The 18,842-nt window shown below is 60.7% G+C and carries 16 protein-coding genes and 7 pseudogenes; 11 read left to right on the top strand and 12 right to left on the bottom strand.

From position 1 onward, the window contains the following. Positions 1 to 247: transposase (locus SO140_RS38795; protein WP_498543864.1), on the top strand; the 247-nt coding region annotated here is incomplete at its 5' end. 845 nt (positions 248 to 1,092) lie between these two features. On the opposite strand, the gene SO140_RS38790 is transcribed toward SO140_RS38795, so the two are convergent. The 8 genes and pseudogenes from SO140_RS38790 to ku all read right to left on the bottom strand — a co-directional run bounded on the left by SO140_RS38790 (position 1,093) and on the right by ku (position 5,106). Then, positions 1,093 to 1,287, bottom strand: a complete 195-nt coding sequence (locus SO140_RS38790) for a hypothetical protein (RefSeq protein ID WP_474801710.1) — start codon at positions 1,285 to 1,287, stop codon at positions 1,093 to 1,095. Between the two features lie 569 nt (positions 1,288 to 1,856). Next, the gene (locus tag SO140_RS38785; protein ID WP_474801708.1) at positions 1,857 to 2,171 is read right to left on the bottom strand and encodes a PilZ domain-containing protein; all 315 of its coding nucleotides are present in this window, start codon (positions 2,169 to 2,171) and stop codon (positions 1,857 to 1,859) included. 30 nt (positions 2,172 to 2,201) lie between these two features. After that, positions 2,202 to 2,510 (bottom strand): hypothetical protein, encoded by a 309-nt coding sequence (locus SO140_RS38780; protein ID WP_474801706.1) that lies wholly within the window; start codon positions 2,508 to 2,510, stop codon positions 2,202 to 2,204. 309 nt (positions 2,511 to 2,819) lie between these two features. Next, positions 2,820 to 2,900, bottom strand: a pseudogene (locus SO140_RS38775) (SOS response-associated peptidase); the annotation flags it as partial. Between the two features lie 398 nt (positions 2,901 to 3,298). Next, positions 3,299 to 3,427 (bottom strand): hypothetical protein, encoded by a 129-nt coding sequence (locus SO140_RS38770; RefSeq protein WP_474801702.1) that lies wholly within the window; start codon positions 3,425 to 3,427, stop codon positions 3,299 to 3,301. Between the two features lie 182 nt (positions 3,428 to 3,609). Beyond that, a pseudogene (locus SO140_RS38765) lies at positions 3,610 to 3,888 on the bottom strand (cell envelope biogenesis protein TolA); the annotation flags it as partial. Positions 3,889 to 3,915: 27 nt separating this feature from the next. After that, on the bottom strand, positions 3,916 to 4,155 hold the full coding sequence (locus SO140_RS38760; RefSeq protein ID WP_474801756.1) for a hypothetical protein: 240 nt from the start codon (positions 4,153 to 4,155) through the stop codon (positions 3,916 to 3,918). Between the two features lie 27 nt (positions 4,156 to 4,182). Continuing rightward, on the bottom strand, positions 4,183 to 5,106 hold the full coding sequence (gene ku / locus SO140_RS38755; RefSeq protein ID WP_474801700.1) for a non-homologous end joining protein Ku: 924 nt from the start codon (positions 5,104 to 5,106) through the stop codon (positions 4,183 to 4,185). 546 nt (positions 5,107 to 5,652) lie between these two features. Here ku and SO140_RS38750 point away from each other — a divergent pair. From SO140_RS38750 to SO140_RS38735, 4 genes and pseudogenes are all read left to right on the top strand, one after another. Continuing rightward, a pseudogene (locus tag SO140_RS38750) lies at positions 5,653 to 6,080 on the top strand (hypothetical protein). Beyond that, positions 6,080 to 6,807: pseudogene (locus SO140_RS38745) on the top strand (SOS response-associated peptidase). The pseudogenes SO140_RS38750 and SO140_RS38745 overlap by 1 nt, the downstream one beginning before the upstream one ends. 170 nt (positions 6,808 to 6,977) lie before the next feature. Next, a complete protein-coding gene (locus SO140_RS38740; protein ID WP_474801698.1) occupies positions 6,978 to 7,250 on the top strand; it encodes a hypothetical protein in 273 nt (90 codons plus the stop codon). 102 nt (positions 7,251 to 7,352) lie between these two features. After that, a pseudogene (locus SO140_RS38735) lies at positions 7,353 to 8,070 on the top strand (DinB/UmuC family translesion DNA polymerase). A 131-nt stretch (positions 8,071 to 8,201) separates the two neighbouring features. Here SO140_RS38735 and SO140_RS38730 read toward each other — a convergent pair. Further along, complete coding sequence (locus tag SO140_RS38730) at positions 8,202 to 9,137, bottom strand: LysR family transcriptional regulator (protein ID WP_498543863.1); 936 nt, start codon at positions 9,135 to 9,137, stop codon at positions 8,202 to 8,204. Positions 9,138 to 9,304: 167 nt separating this feature from the next. Here SO140_RS38730 and SO140_RS38725 point away from each other — a divergent pair. From SO140_RS38725 to SO140_RS38705, 5 genes and pseudogenes are all read left to right on the top strand, one after another. Further along, a pseudogene (locus SO140_RS38725) lies at positions 9,305 to 10,105 on the top strand (oxidoreductase). 70 nt (positions 10,106 to 10,175) lie between these two features. Next, entirely contained in the window at positions 10,176 to 10,343 is a 168-nt protein-coding gene (locus SO140_RS38720; protein WP_474801694.1) for a hypothetical protein, read from the top strand. Between the two features lie 60 nt (positions 10,344 to 10,403). Beyond that, on the top strand, positions 10,404 to 10,526 hold the full coding sequence (locus SO140_RS38715) for an alpha/beta fold hydrolase (protein ID WP_474801692.1): 123 nt from the start codon (positions 10,404 to 10,406) through the stop codon (positions 10,524 to 10,526). After that, positions 10,523 to 10,921 carry an alpha/beta hydrolase gene (locus tag SO140_RS38710; protein ID WP_474801690.1) on the top strand — a complete coding sequence of 133 codons (399 nt, stop codon included), beginning with the start codon at positions 10,523 to 10,525 and terminating at the stop codon, positions 10,919 to 10,921. The genes SO140_RS38715 and SO140_RS38710 overlap by 4 nt, the downstream gene beginning before the upstream one ends. Next, positions 10,914 to 11,093, top strand: a complete 180-nt coding sequence (locus SO140_RS38705; protein WP_474801688.1) for an alpha/beta fold hydrolase family protein — start codon at positions 10,914 to 10,916, stop codon at positions 11,091 to 11,093. The genes SO140_RS38710 and SO140_RS38705 overlap by 8 nt, the downstream gene beginning before the upstream one ends. A gap of 748 nt (positions 11,094 to 11,841) precedes the next feature. Here SO140_RS38705 and ligD read toward each other — a convergent pair. Next, positions 11,842 to 13,655: pseudogene (gene ligD, locus SO140_RS38700) on the bottom strand (DNA ligase D). A 353-nt stretch (positions 13,656 to 14,008) separates the two neighbouring features. Further along, entirely contained in the window at positions 14,009 to 15,790 is a 1,782-nt protein-coding gene (locus SO140_RS38695; protein ID WP_498543862.1) for a PHP domain-containing protein, read from the bottom strand. A gap of 226 nt (positions 15,791 to 16,016) precedes the next feature. Between SO140_RS38695 and SO140_RS38690 the strand changes: the two genes are divergently transcribed. Further along, positions 16,017 to 17,078, top strand: coding sequence for an ROK family protein (locus tag SO140_RS38690; RefSeq protein WP_474801684.1), 1,062 nt, complete (start codon positions 16,017 to 16,019; stop codon positions 17,076 to 17,078). A gap of 534 nt (positions 17,079 to 17,612) precedes the next feature. Here the strand turns inward: SO140_RS38690 and SO140_RS38685 are convergent. Beyond that, positions 17,613 to 18,725: a DNA topoisomerase IB gene (locus SO140_RS38685; RefSeq protein WP_498543867.1), complete on the bottom strand. Its 1,113-nt coding sequence runs from the start codon at positions 18,723 to 18,725 to the stop codon at positions 17,613 to 17,615. Between the last annotated feature and the right edge of the window lie 117 nt (positions 18,726 to 18,842).

Raw genomic sequence — 18,842 nt, 5'->3', positions numbered from 1 at the left:
GCGCTCGATCGGATCTGTTGCCAGGGAGCTTGGCCTGCGCGATTCCGTGCTGCGGCGGTGGGTGGAGCAGCGAGGGGTCCGGCTGGAGCCGACGGCGGCGACGCGGCGCCCCACAACGCAGGCGACGCTGCCGTCGGCGGACCACGCGGCGGAGATCGCGCGTTTGCAGCGGGAGAACGAGCGGCTGCGCATGGAGCGCGATATTTTTAAAAAGTCGATCGCGATCTTTGCTGGAGTTCCGAAATGAGATTTCGCTTCGTCGAGATCGCCGCGCCGACTATCCGGTGACGATCGTATGCGGCCGATCTGCGGGAAATAATCAAGAAGCTCCGTCGGCGCCTCCATTAGGACAGACTGCCAAGCGTTGACCTTGCGTCGCGGTTTTGCACTTCCCAATACTGAGTTTCGCATTTGGCCGAGGAGAAGCGCCAAATTGAGCCCTGGAAATGGCGGGTAACTCAGCATTAGAAGGTCGTCGACGATGAGTGCCATTCGGACTTGGATTGCGTGGTCGTCAGTGAGGAATGTAAGCAGTTGTTCTGGCGTCGCTGGCAGGCCAAACTGACATGCTAATCTCGACGAGACATAGGCCAATTTCTAGATCGCGGACCGGCTAAAGGCGGACGTCGTTGCTTGTAACACTCAGCGGAGTCACTAACTCTGGAGTTCCCACAAGTCGCTGAATATGACGACTTCGCACAATTAGATGCGAAGTCCTTTCTAACGGGCCGACCATCTCCAAGCTGACGTTTCGCGCATTCGACCAAAATCGCTAACTGCAGGCGTACACAAAGCGTCGACTTATCGTATCGCTTTGTGAAAATCTCGGCTGCTTGATTTGGATTATCATACTTAACGTGTGGTTCGTTCGGGGTCTGGTCGAGACTATCTATGAACTCGCGAATTAAAGTTAACATGTCCTTCAAGGTGAATTCGAGTGGGCGAAACTCTGCTAACGGAAAGATGAGTGAAAACACTCCGGTCGCCTTTTCGACTTCAGTCCTTTGATCGACTGCCCTCCTGCGCAAGTCGGCGCGCGATGAAGGCGCATCGTTCCGCAGCGCCACTATTTGTTGAAGCAATGAATGAGAATTATCGCGCGTCATCCACCGCTCGCGCAAATGTTGCCACGGCGCCAACATGCGCATTGTAGAGCTGGCTCTCATAGGTAGCACTTTCTTGCCGAAAAGCAGCAACGACGGAGAACACTGCTGCTATCGCAGCAAAGGCGGTTGCGCCTGCCGTAAACATGTTTGCCCGGTCAACTTGCTTTTGCTTATGGGTCATTGCCGCATATCTCGAAGCATTTTTCCTTTTTCTGTGTGCCGTTTGACTCGATCTCGTCGCTGACGATCTTCTTCTTTCGCTTGCGCATTTCCCTGATGTGCCACCAGGCGGTATCGCATTTGCACGACCAGCAGGTCACATTTGTCACTCAGTTAAACATCGAACATGAGCAATGCTCCCGCAACCTCAGACTATCACTTTGGAGCAGGGCGTGGGTGATAAGATCGCAGCAGCTTGGCTGTCTACATTTCTAGAACCGATCATCGGCAGTGCCGCACCAACCGGCGATCTGAGGTCTCGCAATGCGGGTTGTGATTTCCGAAGGAAACTCCTCAATCTTACACCCAGAATGATCCGTGATCTTCTGGAGGCTCATTGAGCCATATCAAAGCCTCTCGCGGTTCTAGAAACAAGACGCGCTCTTCTCTGACCGATGATGGGCCGCCGCCGGAAAGGTAAAGGATAAAGCCTTTGCGATTGTCGTGCAGTAGCGCTTCTCTGGCGTGGCCCTCCGAGAGAGATGAACGGAATGGCTCGGGACGAAATAAGCTGCACTTGCAGAACTCGTCTTATTGTGAACGAACGAGAGCTTTCTCCGCGTTCGCCTTTTGCTTGGTCTTTGCTGTCACGAAATGAACGCCGACTTGAGCCCCATCAACCCAGATCAGCTCGCAGCGCCGAAATGCCAGGCCAGTAGAGGATAGAACCAAGAAAAACTCTTGCGCTGTCAGAGGATCGGTCGAGCCCTCGACCTCAAGTTTGGCGCCGCTTTCAGAGGCGTCGAGCAGAATGCAACTTCGTCGCCATGTCCCGTCTACACCCATGATGCTGACGGTATGCTTGTGTTCGAACCGAACACGGTTTGCCTTTCGACTGTTTCCCATCGTCTGTAAGGCCCGATTTCTAATAATTTTTTAGAATAGATACGATGTCTGGCTTCGCGCGGTTTCAATGCGCTTATCGATTGTTGCTGACTGCGCCAGGAACGTGGTTCTGATCGCTTCATCCAAATTAGTCTGTCCGATGATCAGCCGAATGCAATTATTTGCGAGTTCGAGAAGAAAGGTCGCCAGACGCGCGTCGTCCGGCGTTTGAATTTTTAGAGCGTCAACTTGCGACAGTAGAGCGGCGACGTTCGCCAAAATATCAGGCAGTCTCGGGCGCGAGGGACTTGGCTCAGATTTCCTTTTGGAAGGCCGCTGAAATTGTAGCACTGTCGACATTGTCGCAAATCTCTTTTGCCAGTTGCAATTGTTGAGGTTACGTCGTTTTCAAATGCGAAGATGAAGAATATTGGTGATCGGAAACTACACACGAGACTCAACACTCGAACAGGCCCAACGCCGACTAGTCTTGCCGCGACAATCGCGGCTGCATCGATCCGCAACGGAATGTCCGTGTTCAAATCTCGCGTCGAAGTAGTTAACAAAGACTTATGAGGTTGCGGGAAGTCGGTATTGCCGTATGCAAGTAGCGTAAAAAATGTAATCGAAATTCGGCTAGCATTCGCTTGCCGGATCAAGCCGGCACTAGCCGGGCATCGGCTGCAAGTTGCCCACGTAGCGATTGACCACGCGGAAGAGCGCGAGGATGGCGGCTTGGTAGGTGCTGATGCTGTAGAGAACACCGGCCGCCGACCTGCTCGACCTAGATTGTGCGCTCCTTGGTGACCCGCAAGCTGCGGACGTAATAGCCGTGTCTCTGAACGGCTGACCTGATCTCGTCGCTGACTTTGAGAACTCTTTTTCTGCTCTTGCGCCATTTACTCGGATAGCAAATCACAGGCACCGTACAGCCTGTGCTTAGAACGAGCACGTCGCGCTAGTCATTGCGATAGATATCAAACACTTTTCGCCCCCGCGATTATATCGAAATAGAGATCAATAAGACGGACCAGCTTAATATCTCGAAGGGCTGCGCGGGTTGTAAATCTGCAACGGTCGCCGTTTTCTATTTCACAACATTCCGGATTGGGGAATGAGCCGATACGCTTCCGGACAGATTGGTCGGCCTAGGCGATGCCGTTGAACGGCACGAGGCGGCCGAAGTTGGTGAGCGGCGGGCCGCCAGTGCGCCGCGACAGCGGCATGCCCCAGCGCATCAGCGTCATCTCGGTCGCGGCTTCGGTGTTGCGGATCACGGGTGTGGGATACGGGAAGGCCCCGGCGTCGGCTACAGGTTGCCGACGTGGCGATTGATTACGCGGAAGAGCGTGAGGATGGTGGCTTGGTTGGTGGTGATGCTGTAGAGGCTGCACATCAGAAACGAAGTGTTGTATCAGATCGGTGCACCGGAATTTCAAGATCGTTCTGTTCGAGCAAAAGGCTTCTGCCGTTGGTTCTCGCCGGCTCCTAGGCCGGACGGGAGATCAGAGTGCTCGGCGAAGCGCCCGTTCGATCCCGCCGAGCGTTTGAGCACGACGCCTGGCTTCGACATTGTCGCGGCGACGACTTCGGGATCGTCCGTCTCGTTGGCGACATCCTGGTGGAAGAGATTGCTGCCAGCGCCCCAGGCCTCGAGCGCCGCTTTCATGGACGGCGCTGCAATCGCGAGATCGTAGAAGCCCAGCGACGTCTGAAATGTCTTGAGCTTCCTTGCCATGGTTGTCGGCCGCCCTACGGCTTTGTCCTAGCGCCGGCGCGCGACCCAGGTGCCAAGTAGGAACGCGACGAAGAGCGAGGATAATGGGGCCTGCACCGTCACCTTGCGCAGCCGCTCGGCCCAGCGCAGTGCCGCCTCGCTCGAAGGCTGGTGCAGCGACCTTCGGGTCTCGGCCGACTCCGTCTGGTCGCTCGGCTGCGGTGCGCCGATGGCGTCCTGATCATCGACCAGGCCGGAGGCTTCGGTCATCGCGGAAGCTTCTTTCATATCCACGCTGTCTCTCCTATTCAGACCTCAGGCTGACTTCCGCTGCGGCTTGGCCGCCGGCTTCTTCGCCGCCGTCTCCTTCGGCTTCTTGCCCTCGATCGGCATCAGCATCTCTTTCTGCCCGCTCGACGCCTTGCGCGGTTTCTTGGCTGGCTTTGCGGCCTTCGCCGGCGCTGCCTCCTTGCCAACGGATCGGCGTAACGCCTCCATCAGGTCGACCACGTTGGTCGATGCGGGCCGCTCTTTCGGCGTGATTGGCTTGCCCGCGCGCTTCTGGTTGATGAGGTCGATCAGCGCGGTCTCGTAGTGGTCCTCGAACTTCTCGGGCTCGAAGCGTCCCGCCTTCTGGTTCACGATGTGCTTGGCGAGATCGAGCATATCCTTCGTGACCTTGACGTCCTGGATCTCGTCGAAATACTCCTGCTCGCCGCGCACTTCGTAGGGATAGCGGAGCAGCGTGCCGACGAGACCCTTGTCGAGCGGTTCGAGCGCGATGATGTGCTCACGGTTGGTCAGGACGACGCGACCGATCGCGACCTTGTCCATCTCGCGGATGGTCTCGCGGATCACGGCGAAGGCGTCGTGCCCAACCTTGCCGTCCGGGCGGATGTAGTAGGGGCGGATCAGATAGCGCGGGTCGATGTCGGCCTTGTCGACGAACTCGTCGATCTCGATGGTGCGTGTGGACTCGAGCGCGATTTCCTCGAGCTCTTCCTTCGTCACCTCGATGAACTGGTCCTTCTCGAGCTGGTACCCCTTGACGATGTCCTCGTTGGGCACCTCGTCGCCGGTGTCGGCGTCCACCTTCAGGTACTTGATGCGGTGTCCAGTCCGGCGGTTCAGTTGGTTGAACGAGATTTTCTCGCTTTCCGACGTCGCCGGATAGAGCGCAACCGGACAGGTCACCAGGGACAGACGCAGAAAGCCTTTCCAGTTGGCACGAGGGGCCATGAAACGCGGTACTCCGAAACAAAGGTGGCCGGATTCAAGACGAACAGCAGACCATGGTTCCGACAGCCCGGACACGAAGCAATACCATTTTTTCTGGCCGGGGCTCGACTCTCATGTTCTTGGTATGTTCTAATAAGACATGACCGATCGACCCGCGAGCTGGCGCATGCCGACCCCTAAGCAAATGGAAAAGATGGCCGCTGTTAGAAGCGCGCCGCCGAAGACGGGATTGGCCCCGAACGGTGACCTGCCGCCGGAGTACTGGCAGGTGCTTCTGGATGATCCCCGCGCCGATGCCAGTCCGGCACGCCCCTCCGGAGGGACGCTGCGGCTGAGCCAAATTCCTCAACATGTTCTGAGGGTGGGATGCCGCCACTGCGCCAGACTGGTCGAGATCCCCGCTCGCCTTTACGGTCCCAACGCATCCTGGAAGGATGTTGGGCAGCGGCTCCTGGACGCCACCTGCACGCAGCGGACCGGGCGCTACGAGGAAGACGGCTGCTGGCCATCGTACGACATGCCATAGGCCGCTGGCAGAACGGTCCGATGGCTCCGAAGCACCATCCCACGCCTCTCTCCGGAGGAGACCGCAAGGCCCTCGCCAAGGAGTTTGGGGAGGGCCCGCGCCATGACGAAGATCCTGGCCTCGCAGTCGGATGACGCCCGCGCCAAAGGCGAGGCCTTGATCCGACAGGCGGACAAGCTGCTTTGCGAATCGTGGAACGAGAGAATGTGGGCTGATGGCGGGCCGATCGACCCGTCGCCAACTGTCGACCAGGCGGTGAACGGTGGCTATCCATGGCTCGAGATCGAATCACGTGGATCTGGCTGTGCTGCCTCATCCGCCGACCACATTTGTCCACGACTTGGCCAGTCGGCTCCGCTGCAGCAAATGTGCTAAGGCCGGGCGTCGCCCGTCCGCCACGCTGCTGCAACTGATGTCGCGCCCCCGCCCGGCCGCCCCGGAGACTTGATCGTGTATCTCTACTCGATGACCAAGAACGTCGACGCGATCCGCCGTCTGTTCGGCGCGCTAAACCGCAATGTCGGCAACCCGCCATCGATGCCAGGCATTTTCCCCGACTACCCCGCGCCGATCGTGCGCAGCGGTGCCGAAGGACGCGAGATCGTCATGGCACGCTGGGGCATGCCGAGCTCACAGCGGGCACTGATGGACGCCACGAAGAAGCGCGCGGAAAACGTGCAGGCGAAGGGTCAGACCGTCGATTTCAAGGAATTGCTTCGGCTGGAGCCGGACAGCGGCACCACGAACATCAGGAATGTCAGCAGCGCTCACTGGAAGCGATGGCTCGGACCGGAGCATCGCTGCCTGGTGCCGTTCACGTTGTTTTCCGAGTACGACACGATCGAGGGCAAGAAAGTGCCGGTCTGGTTCGCTCTGGACGAGACCCGGCCTCTGATCGCCTTTGCCGGCTTCTGGACAAATTGGACCAGTGTGCGCAAGGCGAGGGAAGGCGAGATCACCACCGACGTGTTCGGATTCCTTACCTGCGAGCCGAACGCGGAAGTCAAACGCGTCCATCCCAAAGCGATGCCGGTGATCCTGGCGACGGCGGATGAATACGAGGTCTGGCTCCGCGCCCCTTGGGACGAGGCGAAGTCGCTGCAGCGGCCCCTTTCGGACGGGGCACTGCGATCGTCGCCACGGGCGAGAAGGAAGACCCGGCACTGGCCGCGTGAGCGAGGCAATTTGGTAGCAAGCTGCTGCCACATTGGAGTTCGCGGCTGTGCACAGCGCGGCGGAACAGGTGGACAAGCGGCGGCTCCAGCGATTTGGAATCCCTGCCCTGTGCTAACCGCTAGGAACGACTCGGGCAGCGCAAGGATTTGTCCCGGCGGGAGCGATCTCGATGCTGATGACGCGACAAAGAAGACCGGCAATCCGGACGCTGCGCGGCTGGGCCATCTCCGTGCTGCAGGAAGCCGGCGCTATCCGCGAATGCGAGCAGCACGGTTGGATGCAGGATCGCGCCGACCCGCACGCCCGCGACCGCGCCTATGATATCGCTCGTCGGGATCCGCCGGCAGGCGTTTCTCCGGACGAAGCCACAGATGCAATCACAGAGGTTTTGGATTTTGTCGGCGATACCTGCCCCGAGTGTCCGCCCAAGGACCTAGTCTGAGCTGCGACGGCCGGATCTCGATCGTCTATAATCTAGCGATGGTCCGGTCCGATTCAGAGCAAGGCGACTCGAACGTCCCACCGCAAGATCATCCATATCGACATGGATGCGTTCTATGCGCCCGTGGAACAGCGCGACAATCCGGACCTGCGCGGAAAGCCGGTCGCGGTGGGCGGCTCGGCAGAGCGCGGGATCGTGGCGGCCGCGAGCTATGAAGCCCGCAAGCCCAATGGTCAGTTCGTCATCTCGCCTGAGATGGAGCCGCCCTTCGTGGAAACGCTTCCTGTAGGCAAATTCCACGGGATAGGCCCCGCAACGAGCGCTAAGATGAACGCCTTGGGCATATTCACCGGTCTCGACACGCGCAACCGGACGCTGCAGTTCATGAACGCGAACTTCGGCAAGTCGGGCGCCTACTACTATTGGATTTCGCGCGGCGTTGACGAAAGGCCTGTTCGACCCAACCGCATCCGGAAGTCCGTCGGTGCGGAGAACACCATTCTCGACAGACCTTACCGAGGCCAAGACCATGATCGCCGAGCTTGAACCGCTGATCGACAAGGTCTGGCGACATTGCGAATCCGCCGGCACCCTTGGGCGAACGGTGACTCTCAAAGTGAAGTTCGCCGACTTCGAGATCATCACCCGCAGCCGGTCCCTCCCTTCGTCAGTCGCCGACCGCGATGGCCTCGCCGAAGTGGCAGTCGACCTGCTGCTGGACAACATGCCTTTTCCGAAGTCGGTTCGGCTTTTGGGGGTCTCACTGTCGTCCTTGCACGTCGCAATTGGTGCTGAGCCGCAACTGGATTTCGGGCTTTGATCCGCATACGGGCGCTGCCGCCTTGTGAACTGGGTCTCATATTCTCATGTCGTGCCCGCACGGGGCTGGATTCGCTTCGGGCCGTCACTGACCCAAAAGGTTGCGTTTCTCGCTGCTGGCGAACGTCTTGCCTACGCGGTTGGCGTCACTCCAGGCGGTGAGTGCGACAGTGCACCCCTTACGAAGTCGATGAACGCGCGCAACGGCGCCGGCACGAGACGTCGGCCAGGATAGTAGAGAAAGGGACCCGAGAAGCTTTGCCACCATGGTTCGAGGGCCGGCTCGAGATGACCATTGGCGAGATGGGGACGCAGCCAGTCCTCGAAGAGGGTGATAATGCCAGTACCGGCGATGGCGGCGGCAACGGCGAGATCTGTCGCCGTCCCAACAATGACCAGCAGCGGTCCTTTGGGTTCGACGCGAACGATTTCGTCCTCCCGTTCAAACTCCCACGGGTCCACCATCGCACCGGACGAAAAACGACCGCCAAGGCAAGCGTGGTTAAGGAGGTCGCGAGGATGATCGGGCCGGCCGTGGCGATCGAGATAGTTTGGAGAGGCCGCGGTTGCGAACCGCTGAATGCGAGGTCCGATCGGGATCGCGATCATGTCCTGCTCCAGACGCTCGTCGTATCGGATGCCAGCATCGCAACCCGCCGCCAGAACGTCGATGAAATTATCCTCCGCAACGACCTCCAGTCGAATGACCGGATAAGCCGCAAGGAAGCGCGGCACGATAGCGGGCAACACCAGGCGTACTGCGCTCACGGGTACATTGAGACGCAGCGTGCCTGCAGGCCTGTCGCGGTAGTTGTTGACGACGTCGACCGCAGCTTCCACCTCGGCGAATGCTGGCCCGAGCCGCTCGAGGAGACGCTGACCCGCCTCGGTGGGCACCACGGTTCGCGTCGTTCGGTGCAACAACCTGACGCCAAGTTGCGCTTCCAGCCTGGTTACCGCTTCGCTGAGTCCTGACGCGCTGGCCCCGCTCGAGCGAGCTCCGTCGCGAAAGCCTCCGGCCCGCGCGACGGTCACAAACGCGTTCAGTTCACCCAGATCGACCTTCACTGTTCGCCTCTCCGAACAACCCGTTCGGATTTACCCAGTTATCGAGCAGACGGGCAACGTCTATCTACCGACCATTGGTTTTATGGAGATGACCTGTGCTCAACATTGAGCCGACCGCCACCTTTGGCCTCGGAGACCGCCGCGTGAAGCGGCTCGGCTACGGCGCCATGCAGCTCGCTGGCCCCCACGTGTTCGGTCCGCCGAAGGATCGCGCCGCGGCATTGGCTGTGCTGCGAGCGGCTCTCGCGTCTGGCGTGAATCATATCGACAGCCGACTTCTACGGCCCGCACGTCACGAACCAGTTGATCCGGGAGGCGCTGCATCCCTAGCCCACGAACCTCGTCATCGTCACCAAGATCGGCGTTGGGCGTGGCGAAGACGCTTCGTGGAATCCGGCCTTCTCGCGCGAAGAGCTCACCCAGGCGGTCCACGACAACTTGGAATCTCGGGGTCGACGCGCTCGATGTCGTCAATTTTCGCGTCATGATCGAGCGGCATGGCCCGGCCGAGGGCTCGATCGAAGCGCCGCTGAACGTCTTGGCGGATCTCCAGCGTCAAGGCCTGATAAGGCATATTGGGCTGAGCAACGTGACCGCCACGCAGGTCGCGGAAGGACGCAAGATTTGCAGATCGTCTGCGTGCAGAACCAGTACAATCTGGCCCACAGGTCTGACGACGCATTGATCGACGACCTTGCGGGGACGGCATCGCCTACGTGCCGTTCTTTCCGCTCGGCGGGTTCACCCCTCTGCAATCGTCGACTCTGACCGGTGTCGCGGCTCGCCTCGGCACAACGCCGATGCAGGTGGCGCTTTCTTGGCTGCTCCGTCGCGCGCCCAACATCCTTCCTATCCCCGGCACCACCTCGTCCGTCGCGCATCTACGCGAGAATCTGGCCGCAGCCGAACTCGATTTGCCGGATGATGTAATCGATGAGCTCAATGGGCTTGCCGGCACCCCCCGCTGAGGTGGTTTCCAGGCGCAGCATGGTGGCAGCATGTCCAAGTGCCGCCTCATGCCAAATTGGGGCCGACAGTATGAAAATGGAAATGCTCGTGGACATCGGACGTCGCCATGCCCTCAAGACCCTGGCCGGCGCGACCCTCGCCACAACGGCCCCGCAGGCGCTCGCACGTTCTGGCGAGATTGAATCCAGGGTGGCCCGCTTGAATGGCTGCGACATTCATTATCGGGTCGCAGGTTGAGGTCCCAACGTCGTGTTGCTTCACGGGTGGCCACAAACGTCCTTCGCATGGCTGGGCGTGATGCGCAGGCTGGCCGATCGATATCGCTTGATCGCGCTTGACATCAGGGGCACGGGCCTCTCGGAGAAGACGGTGTCCGGATACGATAACCGCACCATCGCGCCGAGGACGTCCGGCAATTGATCGAACTGGAAGCGGGCGGTCGCACGCATCTCGTCGGTCACGACATGGGCGGAAAGTCGGCGCTCGTGCTCGCCCTGCTAGCGCCGGAGTCCCTCTCGAAGTTGGTGCTCGTCGATTGTTCGGTGCCGGGCACCGAGAACATGGACGCATCGCGGCGGCCTATGGCACTACGGGTTCCACATGGCGCCCGAGATTCCGGAACTTCTAACGAAGGGTCGCGAGCGCGACTATATCGCGGCTCAGATCAGGTCATGGTTTCATCGCAAGGACGCGGTCGCCGACGAGGCGATCTCCGAATACGCCTCGCATTACGCGAAGCCGGGCGGGATGACGGCCGGGTTCAACCTTTATCGCGCGCTCAAGGCCGACGCCGCCCTGGTGGCTTCGTTGAGTGATCGCCGGCTTGTCATGCCGGTGATGACCATCGGTGGTCGCCCGACAAGCTCGCCCAGCAAGTCGCGCCGCGCTGCGACCGACATGTGGGTCGTCGAGGACAGCGGTCACTTCGTTGCCGAGGAAGCTGAGAGTACGTTCTGCGACCACCTCGTCCGATTCCTTGGCGCCTAGCGCTCTGCCTGTTCAGCGACAACCGGAAGAATTATCGTGCTTTGCTGACCGGCATCAGCATCGGCATCGGCATCGGGCTCAGCGGATACTTCGGTCGGCAACCTTTCCCGGCAATATTCGTTAGTTCACATCACCGGCCAAGGCTCTGCCCGTGGGCGTCGGTGGCTGAGAGACCGATCGCGCTCCCGCCTGCATATGTCAGGAGAGCGCCTTGCCGAATCGGCTCCGATGCTATTACCCCCTATCGACCGACGCGGAGCACGCGGCGGAAATGCGGCGCCTGCTGGCGGAAGCGCGCAAAGTTCTGGAGCTGCCGGTCCCCGACACGTTCCTTGGCCACAAGACGATTGAGTCGTCTCCGGAGGCGGACGCGGATGAGTCCCCACTCGCGCCGGACAGGTAGGCCGCTGACTCATCGGAACGTTCGAGCTCGTTCAACGTCATTGCCGCACGTCGATCGGGCGCGGGCATGAGTGACGAACCTCCGCCAACCCGGCTTTTGCCCCCGCTGCGGCGCGGCACTGAAGCTGGTCGTCAAGCTGCTCGACCAGAGCAAGGGACGGGCCGTCCGCGTCTACAGGTGCTTGTCCGGCCATTAATCTGGGGAGTGCTCGAAAACCAGAGCCACGCCGTCGATGCGCTCGGGAGGTCTGGCATGTGTCGACACACGCTGTCGACACAAGCACGGCCTGCTGCTGGGCGATTTGTCACCCATTGCCAAAACTGATCGAATGCGTCCGCTATGCTCTTACCTCCTCTTCACCCGAAACGGACGCTCGATCGTGAACGCATCCGGCCTCGCGCCTCGCTCGACGCGTTTCCAAGTCACAGGTGGGGCAATTGGAAAGCCTTGGCGTGCCCGCGGTGAATAGGCGGCAACAGCGGTGCTGCCGCGCCCGTTTCGCAGTAGTCAAGGAATATGCGTCCGTTGCGTTGGGCCAGTGCCGATAAGATGTACCGCGCTGGATCGCGCGAGGCGAAATCGGACACCAACCCACGTGCGATGCGATGCGTTTGGTCGTGCAGCATGGGCTCGGCAAGAGGCGCCATCAAATGGATTCCCTTGCCGCCCGTGAGCTTGGGCCAAGTGTCGAAGCCCTCCCGCTTCATCAGGTCGCGAAATTCCAGCGCGGTGTCGACCACCATCTCCCACTCAACGCGTTCGCCAGGATCGAGATCGATTACGATACGATCGGCGAGTTCGATTTCGTCAACCGTCGAATTCCAGGGGTGCAGCTCGACAGCTCCAATCGCAACCAGACCGAGAAAGCCGTCGAGACTGTCGACCCAAAGGCGGGTCCCTTGGCCTCCCTCGCGCTTTTGGATGCGGAGCTGGTGTACGGCTTCGGGAATATCCTTCGGAAGCGGCCCCTTGTGGTAGAAGGTCGTGCCGTGCACGTGCCGGACGAGCTTAAGCGGGCGATGGCCGAGATGCGGCAGCGCCTTGTTCCAGACCCGCCTCCAATAGTCCGCGAGCTCTTCCTTCGAGGGCACCGCCGCATCCGGGAGCAGTTGCAGAATGTTTTCCCTAGGCACTCCGAGCTTCGGCCGGGTGGGGGAGGAGGGCACTAGTCGGGGCGCCTTGACGTTTCGCAGCGTGAGGTCGTCACGCAGGCCTTTGAACACGGCTTCGCGCAGCAGGCCGTCGTCTGTGAGGGCTCCATACTCCACCTCGGCTTTCACGGTGGGCTGGACCCAGGTCGCCTTTGGCTTCTTGACCCTGATGTGTAATGGCGATGTTCGCCGGATCAGCGGATCCAGCCGCTCGCGCAACTCACGCGCCGTCGTCTCCGTGTAGCCGGTGCGGACTTTGCCGACGTAGAGCAGCTTTCCGTTATCCCGACGAGCGACGTAGAGGGAGGCAATCTTGCGGGGGTGCGCTCCGAGCTTTTCCACGAACGCAACAATCGGAAAAGTCTCGCTCTTCTTGCATTTGAGCTTGATCCAGGCCTCCTGTCGGCCCGAGCGGTACGGCTGACCAAGGCGTTTCGCGACGAGACCTTCCAGGCCAAGCTCGCAGCCCTTCTCGAAGATCTCGTCGCCGTTCGCCTCGAGAGGCACGACATAGATGAAGGTCTTCGGCGCATCCTTCAGCAGGTGCTGCAGCAACCGCTTGCGCTCCTCATAGGCGGCGCCACGTAGATCGTAGCCGTCGAGGTACAGGAGATCGAAGGCGTGATAGCGCACACGGCCGCTGCGCTTCTTGCCGAGCTCGCGCCGGAGCTGCTGAAAATCAGGCAGTCCGGAGCTACCGTAAACCACCGCCTCGCCGTCGATGATCGCCCTCTTCGCGTTCAGCTCGCAGGCCGCGGACGCGAGGGACGAGAACTGTTCGGTCCAGTCTAAGCCCATCCGCGAATAGACGTTGACATCTCCATCTTGAAGGCGGAGCTGCGCGCGGTAGCCGTCAGCCTTGATCTCGTAGACCCAACCGTCGCCGCGCGGCGGATGCCCCCGCAACGTGGGGTCGCACGGCTCGATGTAACCTGGAATAGCAGCTTTGCGAGCGCCGGCGACGCGCGATACTCCCACACGAGACTGACGCAACGCCACGGCACACATGCGGATTCAACGCCGCGAGGCCGATTCGTTCCCCACCTCGAATGGCGGCAGCCTTCGCGGAAGCGCTACAGGGTGGGCAGGAGATGACCGCCTCGCTGGCCACTGGCGCGGGCCTTGCGGGGACGACACCGCTGGTCTTAGTACGCCCATCACGAGTATTTGGACGCTGAGTCTGTAGTCTCCGAGGCGAATCGTTTCAGGCCGGGCGGGAAGCGGTCGCTGAGACGCGGGGCGCCTTCGACGCCCGGCTTTCACCAACAGGTCTTGAGTTGGTGCGCGTTGCTGAAACGGTGCTCGCTCTCCGCCGAGACAGACGCCACCACCCTTTCATAACGAGATCGGCCCTTGGCGCCTCAAGCTGCACGTGCGAACGAGCCGCGCCTGCGGCGAAGGTGTCGCATGATGTCGGCCAGCGGCATCGCGTTCAGAACCCGGTCCGGCGGAACACCGCCCTTGCGGGCCATCTCCACACCCCAGTGCATGTGGTCGAGCTCTGCGATCGAGTGCGCGTCAGGATTGATGCTCATCATGCAGCCGAATTCGAGCGCTGCCTGGTGCCAACGCCAGTCCAGGTCGAGCCGCCACGGATGGGCGTTGATCTCGACCGCAACGTGATGCTTGGCGCACGCCCGAAGGACCTTCTCGATGTCGATTTCATAGCCGGGTCGGCGCTGAAGCTGGCGTCCGGTCATGTGACCGATGATGGTGGTGTACGGATGGGAGATGGCCCGCAGCAGGCGCTCGGTCTGCGCCTTCTTATCCAGCCTGAAGCGACCGTGGATGCTGGCCACGACGAAGTCGAACTTATCGAGGACGTCGTCCGGATAGTCGAGGGAGCCGTCGGCGAGGACGTCCGACTCGATCCCCTTCAGGATCCGGAAGTCCCTCCTAAACTTCCTGTTGAGCCGATCCGCCTCGCGGTGCTGCTCCTCGATCTGCTCGAGCGAGAGGCCGCCGGCGTAGTGCGCCGACCTTGAATGATCGGCTACACCGAAATACTCGAAGCCCCGTTCGCGCGTGGCATTGGCCATCGTCTCCAGGGTTTCGGTCCCATCGGAGGCGTTGGTGTGACAGTGCAGGATGCCGTGCAGGTCGCGGTCGGTGACCAGCTTGGGCAGATCGCTTTTCAGCGCCCGCTTGATCTCGCCACGGCCCTCGCGCAGTTCGGGTTCGATGAAGGGAAGGCCCAGCGCGTCGTAGATGTCCTCTTCGGTCGTGGCCACCAAGCGCTGGCCCTTCCGGAGCCCGCCCGGCTCAAGCGTCCACCCCTTATGTTGTGCGAGGGCCCGCAGCTCCCTGAGGTGCTCGGGCGAGCCCGTCGCATGCAGCAACGTCGCGCCGAAGTGCTTTCGGCAGGTGAGGTGGAGTTTGAGCCCTGACGAGTCCAAAGCGGCGGTGGCGTCCTGCGGCTTGGCCGCTTCGGCGACCAGAGCGAAGTCGGTCACCAGTTCGCAGCCGCGCCGGAAATCGCCGGCGACCGTGATGCGCTTGAGCTCGGGCCGAGCTCTCCGGAGCGAGTTCTTGGCATGCTCAAGTAGGACGGCGGCGCGATGCAGGTGCAGGCGACCTTCGCCGCTCTTTGCGATCTCGAGGTTCTGCAGGATCTTGGTTTGCAGCGCCGCCCCGAGACCTTTGGTCTTCTTGATGCGGTCGTCCTTGGCCGCCGCCTCGAGCTCCGAGAGCGAGGCGATGCCGAGATCCTTGTAGAGCCGAAGCACCTTGTCCGGCCGCAGGCCGGGCACCGTCAGCATCTCGAGGACGCCGGCGGGGACCTCCTTCCGAAGCCTCTCGAGAGTGGGATGCGTGCCGTCCCGATGAAGCTTGGTGATGATGTCAGCGATCGCGTCGCCGACGCCTGGTATTTCGGCGAGGCGGCCTTCCGCGATGAGCACGTCGAGGGGGAGCGCGAGGGCGGCTAGGCTGTCCGCCGCGCGGGAGTAGGCTTTGGCCCGGTACGGGTTGCCGCCGCACAACGCGGTCCGCTGCGCATACTCGCGCAGCAGCCTTGTTAGCTCTTGCGTGTCGGCTGCGGACACTCGGCCTCCGGATCTGTGCGGCGTCGCCGACTGGTTTTTTTCGCCATCGCAAATCCCCTTGTTCAAGTAAGCGGGCAACGGATCAACCGCGTCCTGCATGCAGGGGTTCCACGAGTGAAAGAGGAACGGGCGAGCCGCTGCGCATCCATGCGCATGGCAGACGACCGCTGGGCAAGGGCTATCTAGGCTGGAGACATGGCAAGCTTGACTGCGTCACCCTCGGCGGAAAACCAGGCAAGCCGCGGTGAGGTGCGGAGGAACGGACGTCCGGTCCGCATCGTTGTTTCAGGCCCAATGATTATGAGCGGCTTGTTCAAGGTTTAGGATGACCGACGAAACGATTACGACCACTGGCATCGCCGCTCATGGCGCCTCCCGTCTGCCATCTGTCGAGATTGACAGCTTCAACATCGAATTGAAGGACGAGGAAGGATTCCTCGGGGACCGGGCCAGCAAAGGCGCCTTCCGTGACCTCCTTGAGCAATGGCGAAAGCCGCTGCGGAAGTCCGGCGAAGACCCGTTCGGCAAGGAACCCTCCGAAGAGATTAGCAAGAACGAGCTCGACGCTGTCCTGACCGACGACGACCCCAGGGCGGCTGCGATCGTGCACAGCGCCATCGAGGACTTCTCGCAGGAGCTCGCCCATGTCACGCGCCGCTTTCTCGCCAAGGCATGGGAGAGGACCGAGCGTATCGTGGTCGGCGGCGGTTTTAGCGATAGCCGGCTCGGCGAAGTCGCCATCGCGCGCACCGAGATCATCCTCAAGGCCGAAGGCTTCAAGATCGAGATCCTGCCGATCCTCCATCATCCGGACGAGGCAGGCCTGATCGGTGCGTTGCACCTCGCTCCCTCCTGGATCTTCGATGGGCATGACTCCATTCTCGCAGTCGACATCGGCGGGACCAATATCCGCTGCGGTATCGTCGAAACGTGCAGCAAGAAGTCGCCGGACCTTTCCAAGGCGAGCGTCTGGAAATCGGATCTGTGGCGACATGCCGACGACGAACCGAGCCGCGCGGACGCGGTCAAGCGCCTCGTCAGGATGCTGAAGGACCTCATCGCGAAGGCGGACAAGGAAGGATTTGAGCTGGCGCCGTTCATCGGTATCGCGTGTCCCGGCGTTATTGAGCGCGACGGGTCGATTGAGAAAGGCGCACAGAACCTGCCTGGTAATTGGGAGAGCAGCAAGTTCAACCTGCCGGCAAGTCTAGTCGAAGCCATCCCGCGGATCGGCGACCACGACACGGCCATCGTCATGCACAACGATGGCGTCGTGCAGGGCCTCTCCCAAATCCCGTTCATGAAGGACGTGAAACGCTGGGGCGTGCTGACGATCGGCACGGGCCTCGGCAACGCCCGGTTCACTAACCGCAATGGCAAAGGCTAGTTCGTTCGCGACGTTTCAGTACAGCATGCCAGCTGATGCGCATATCCCCTCGGGCTTGTTTCGCCCGATTGTTGGTGACGCATCGGGAGTTAAACTCTCGCAGATTGCAATGACGAGTAATACGCCGTTGTTTAGCAGCGCAATCGTCTGACTTTTTGCGTCTTGGACTGCTTGTTCGAAAGTTTGACCGGGTCGGCAGATGACGAAGCTCTTCCGATCCTTAGGCCCCCCAACGTCGCAGGCCCACTTTAGAAGGTGACGGCTCCGGTCTCGTGACTGGGGCGGTAAGCCGGGGCTGCATACAAGACAGGCGCACCATTTCAAAACTGCAACTATTTTTGTGAGGCAGCTCTCGTTGGATGGTGGTTAGGTCATACCTACTCCGGGCCGAGCACGTTTGATCCTGATCTATTTTAGCCCGGTGCCTTGCACTGAAAAGACCGCCTTCGGGCGGTCTTTTTCCATCTCGCCTCTTCTTCTGCACGTCGTATGTCTGCTCGACGGCTGCTATCGCCTCGCCCGCAGCCCGTGTAGTTACCGCTTCGTCTCAGCGGTTCTCGACCGTTCCGCTTCCTTGGCGAGCCGGCCTCGAAGCAACGCGAGCACGGCGGCTTCCTCCGGCTTGAGATTGCCCACAGCGCTCCGAAGCTCGCTCTCGGCCTGTGATTTGAGCTCCAGGACCAGGTTGCCATCCATGTACGAGTTCAGCACCTCTGGATGGATGTAGCACTTCCTACAGATCGTCGGCGTGTTGCCAAGCCGCGCGGAGACTTTTTCGATCGCGCTACGAAGATTGCGCTTGGCCTGAGCGGCGCTGTCGAAGCTTTCAAGCTCCATGAGCGCCATGGCCGCCAGCACCGTCCCCGCCCAGGTTCGGAAATCCTTTGCGGTGATCTCCTTTCCGGTAATTTCCTTCAGGTACTCGTTGACGTCGGTCGACGTGACATCCTGGTAATTGCCTTGTTCGTCGACGTACTGAAGCAGCTCTTGCCCGGGGAGTTCCTGACAAGCTCGAATAATTTTGGCGATTCGTCGATCCCGCACGCGAAGTGACCATTGCTTGCCGCTCTTACCGGTAAAGCGGAAGCGCACTTCGCTTCTGTCGACGGTGACATGCCGGTTCTTCAGCGTGGTCAGACCATAGCTATTGTTCTGCCTGGCGTAGTCGTCATTCCCTACGCGGATCAATGTGGTCTCCAGGAGATGCACGACGGTTGCCAAAACTTTTTCCCTCGGGAGCCCGCGTAGTCCCATGTGATCGCGCACTGTTTCCCGAATGGAAGGCAGCGCATCAGCAAATGCGACGACATGCTCGTATTTCGTGCTCTCCCGAATCTCGCGGAAACGTGCGTGGTAGCGATATTGCTTGCGTCCCTTGGCGTCACGGCCTGTTGCTTGGATATGACCATCCGCAAACGGGCAGATCCAGACTTCAGTCCACGCGGGCGGGATCGCCAGTGCCTTGATCCTCTTCAGTGCACCACGCTCGACGAGCCTCGATCCGTCCGCCCGGGTGTAGCTGAATCCCGTCCCCGCCTTGTTGCGGCGGATGCCGGGCCGCTCGTCGGAAACGTATCTCAGGCCAGCAGATTCGGCCGCATCTCTCGGGTCGACAATAGTTTGCGTGCTATCCGGTGACTCGACCAGCAACACATTGCCTCCTGTCCGCCCCCTAGATGAACCCTTCTGGTTATCGGGAGGTTCCTCCAAACCCTCGGTCCTAAGAGCAGCGCGAAAGATGGCCGGGATCGTCGCGCGTGACCA

The sequence above is a fragment of the Bradyrhizobium sp. UFLA05-108 genome, assembly GCF_059803455.1.
This window is presented reverse-complemented; position numbering and strand designations above follow the sequence as displayed.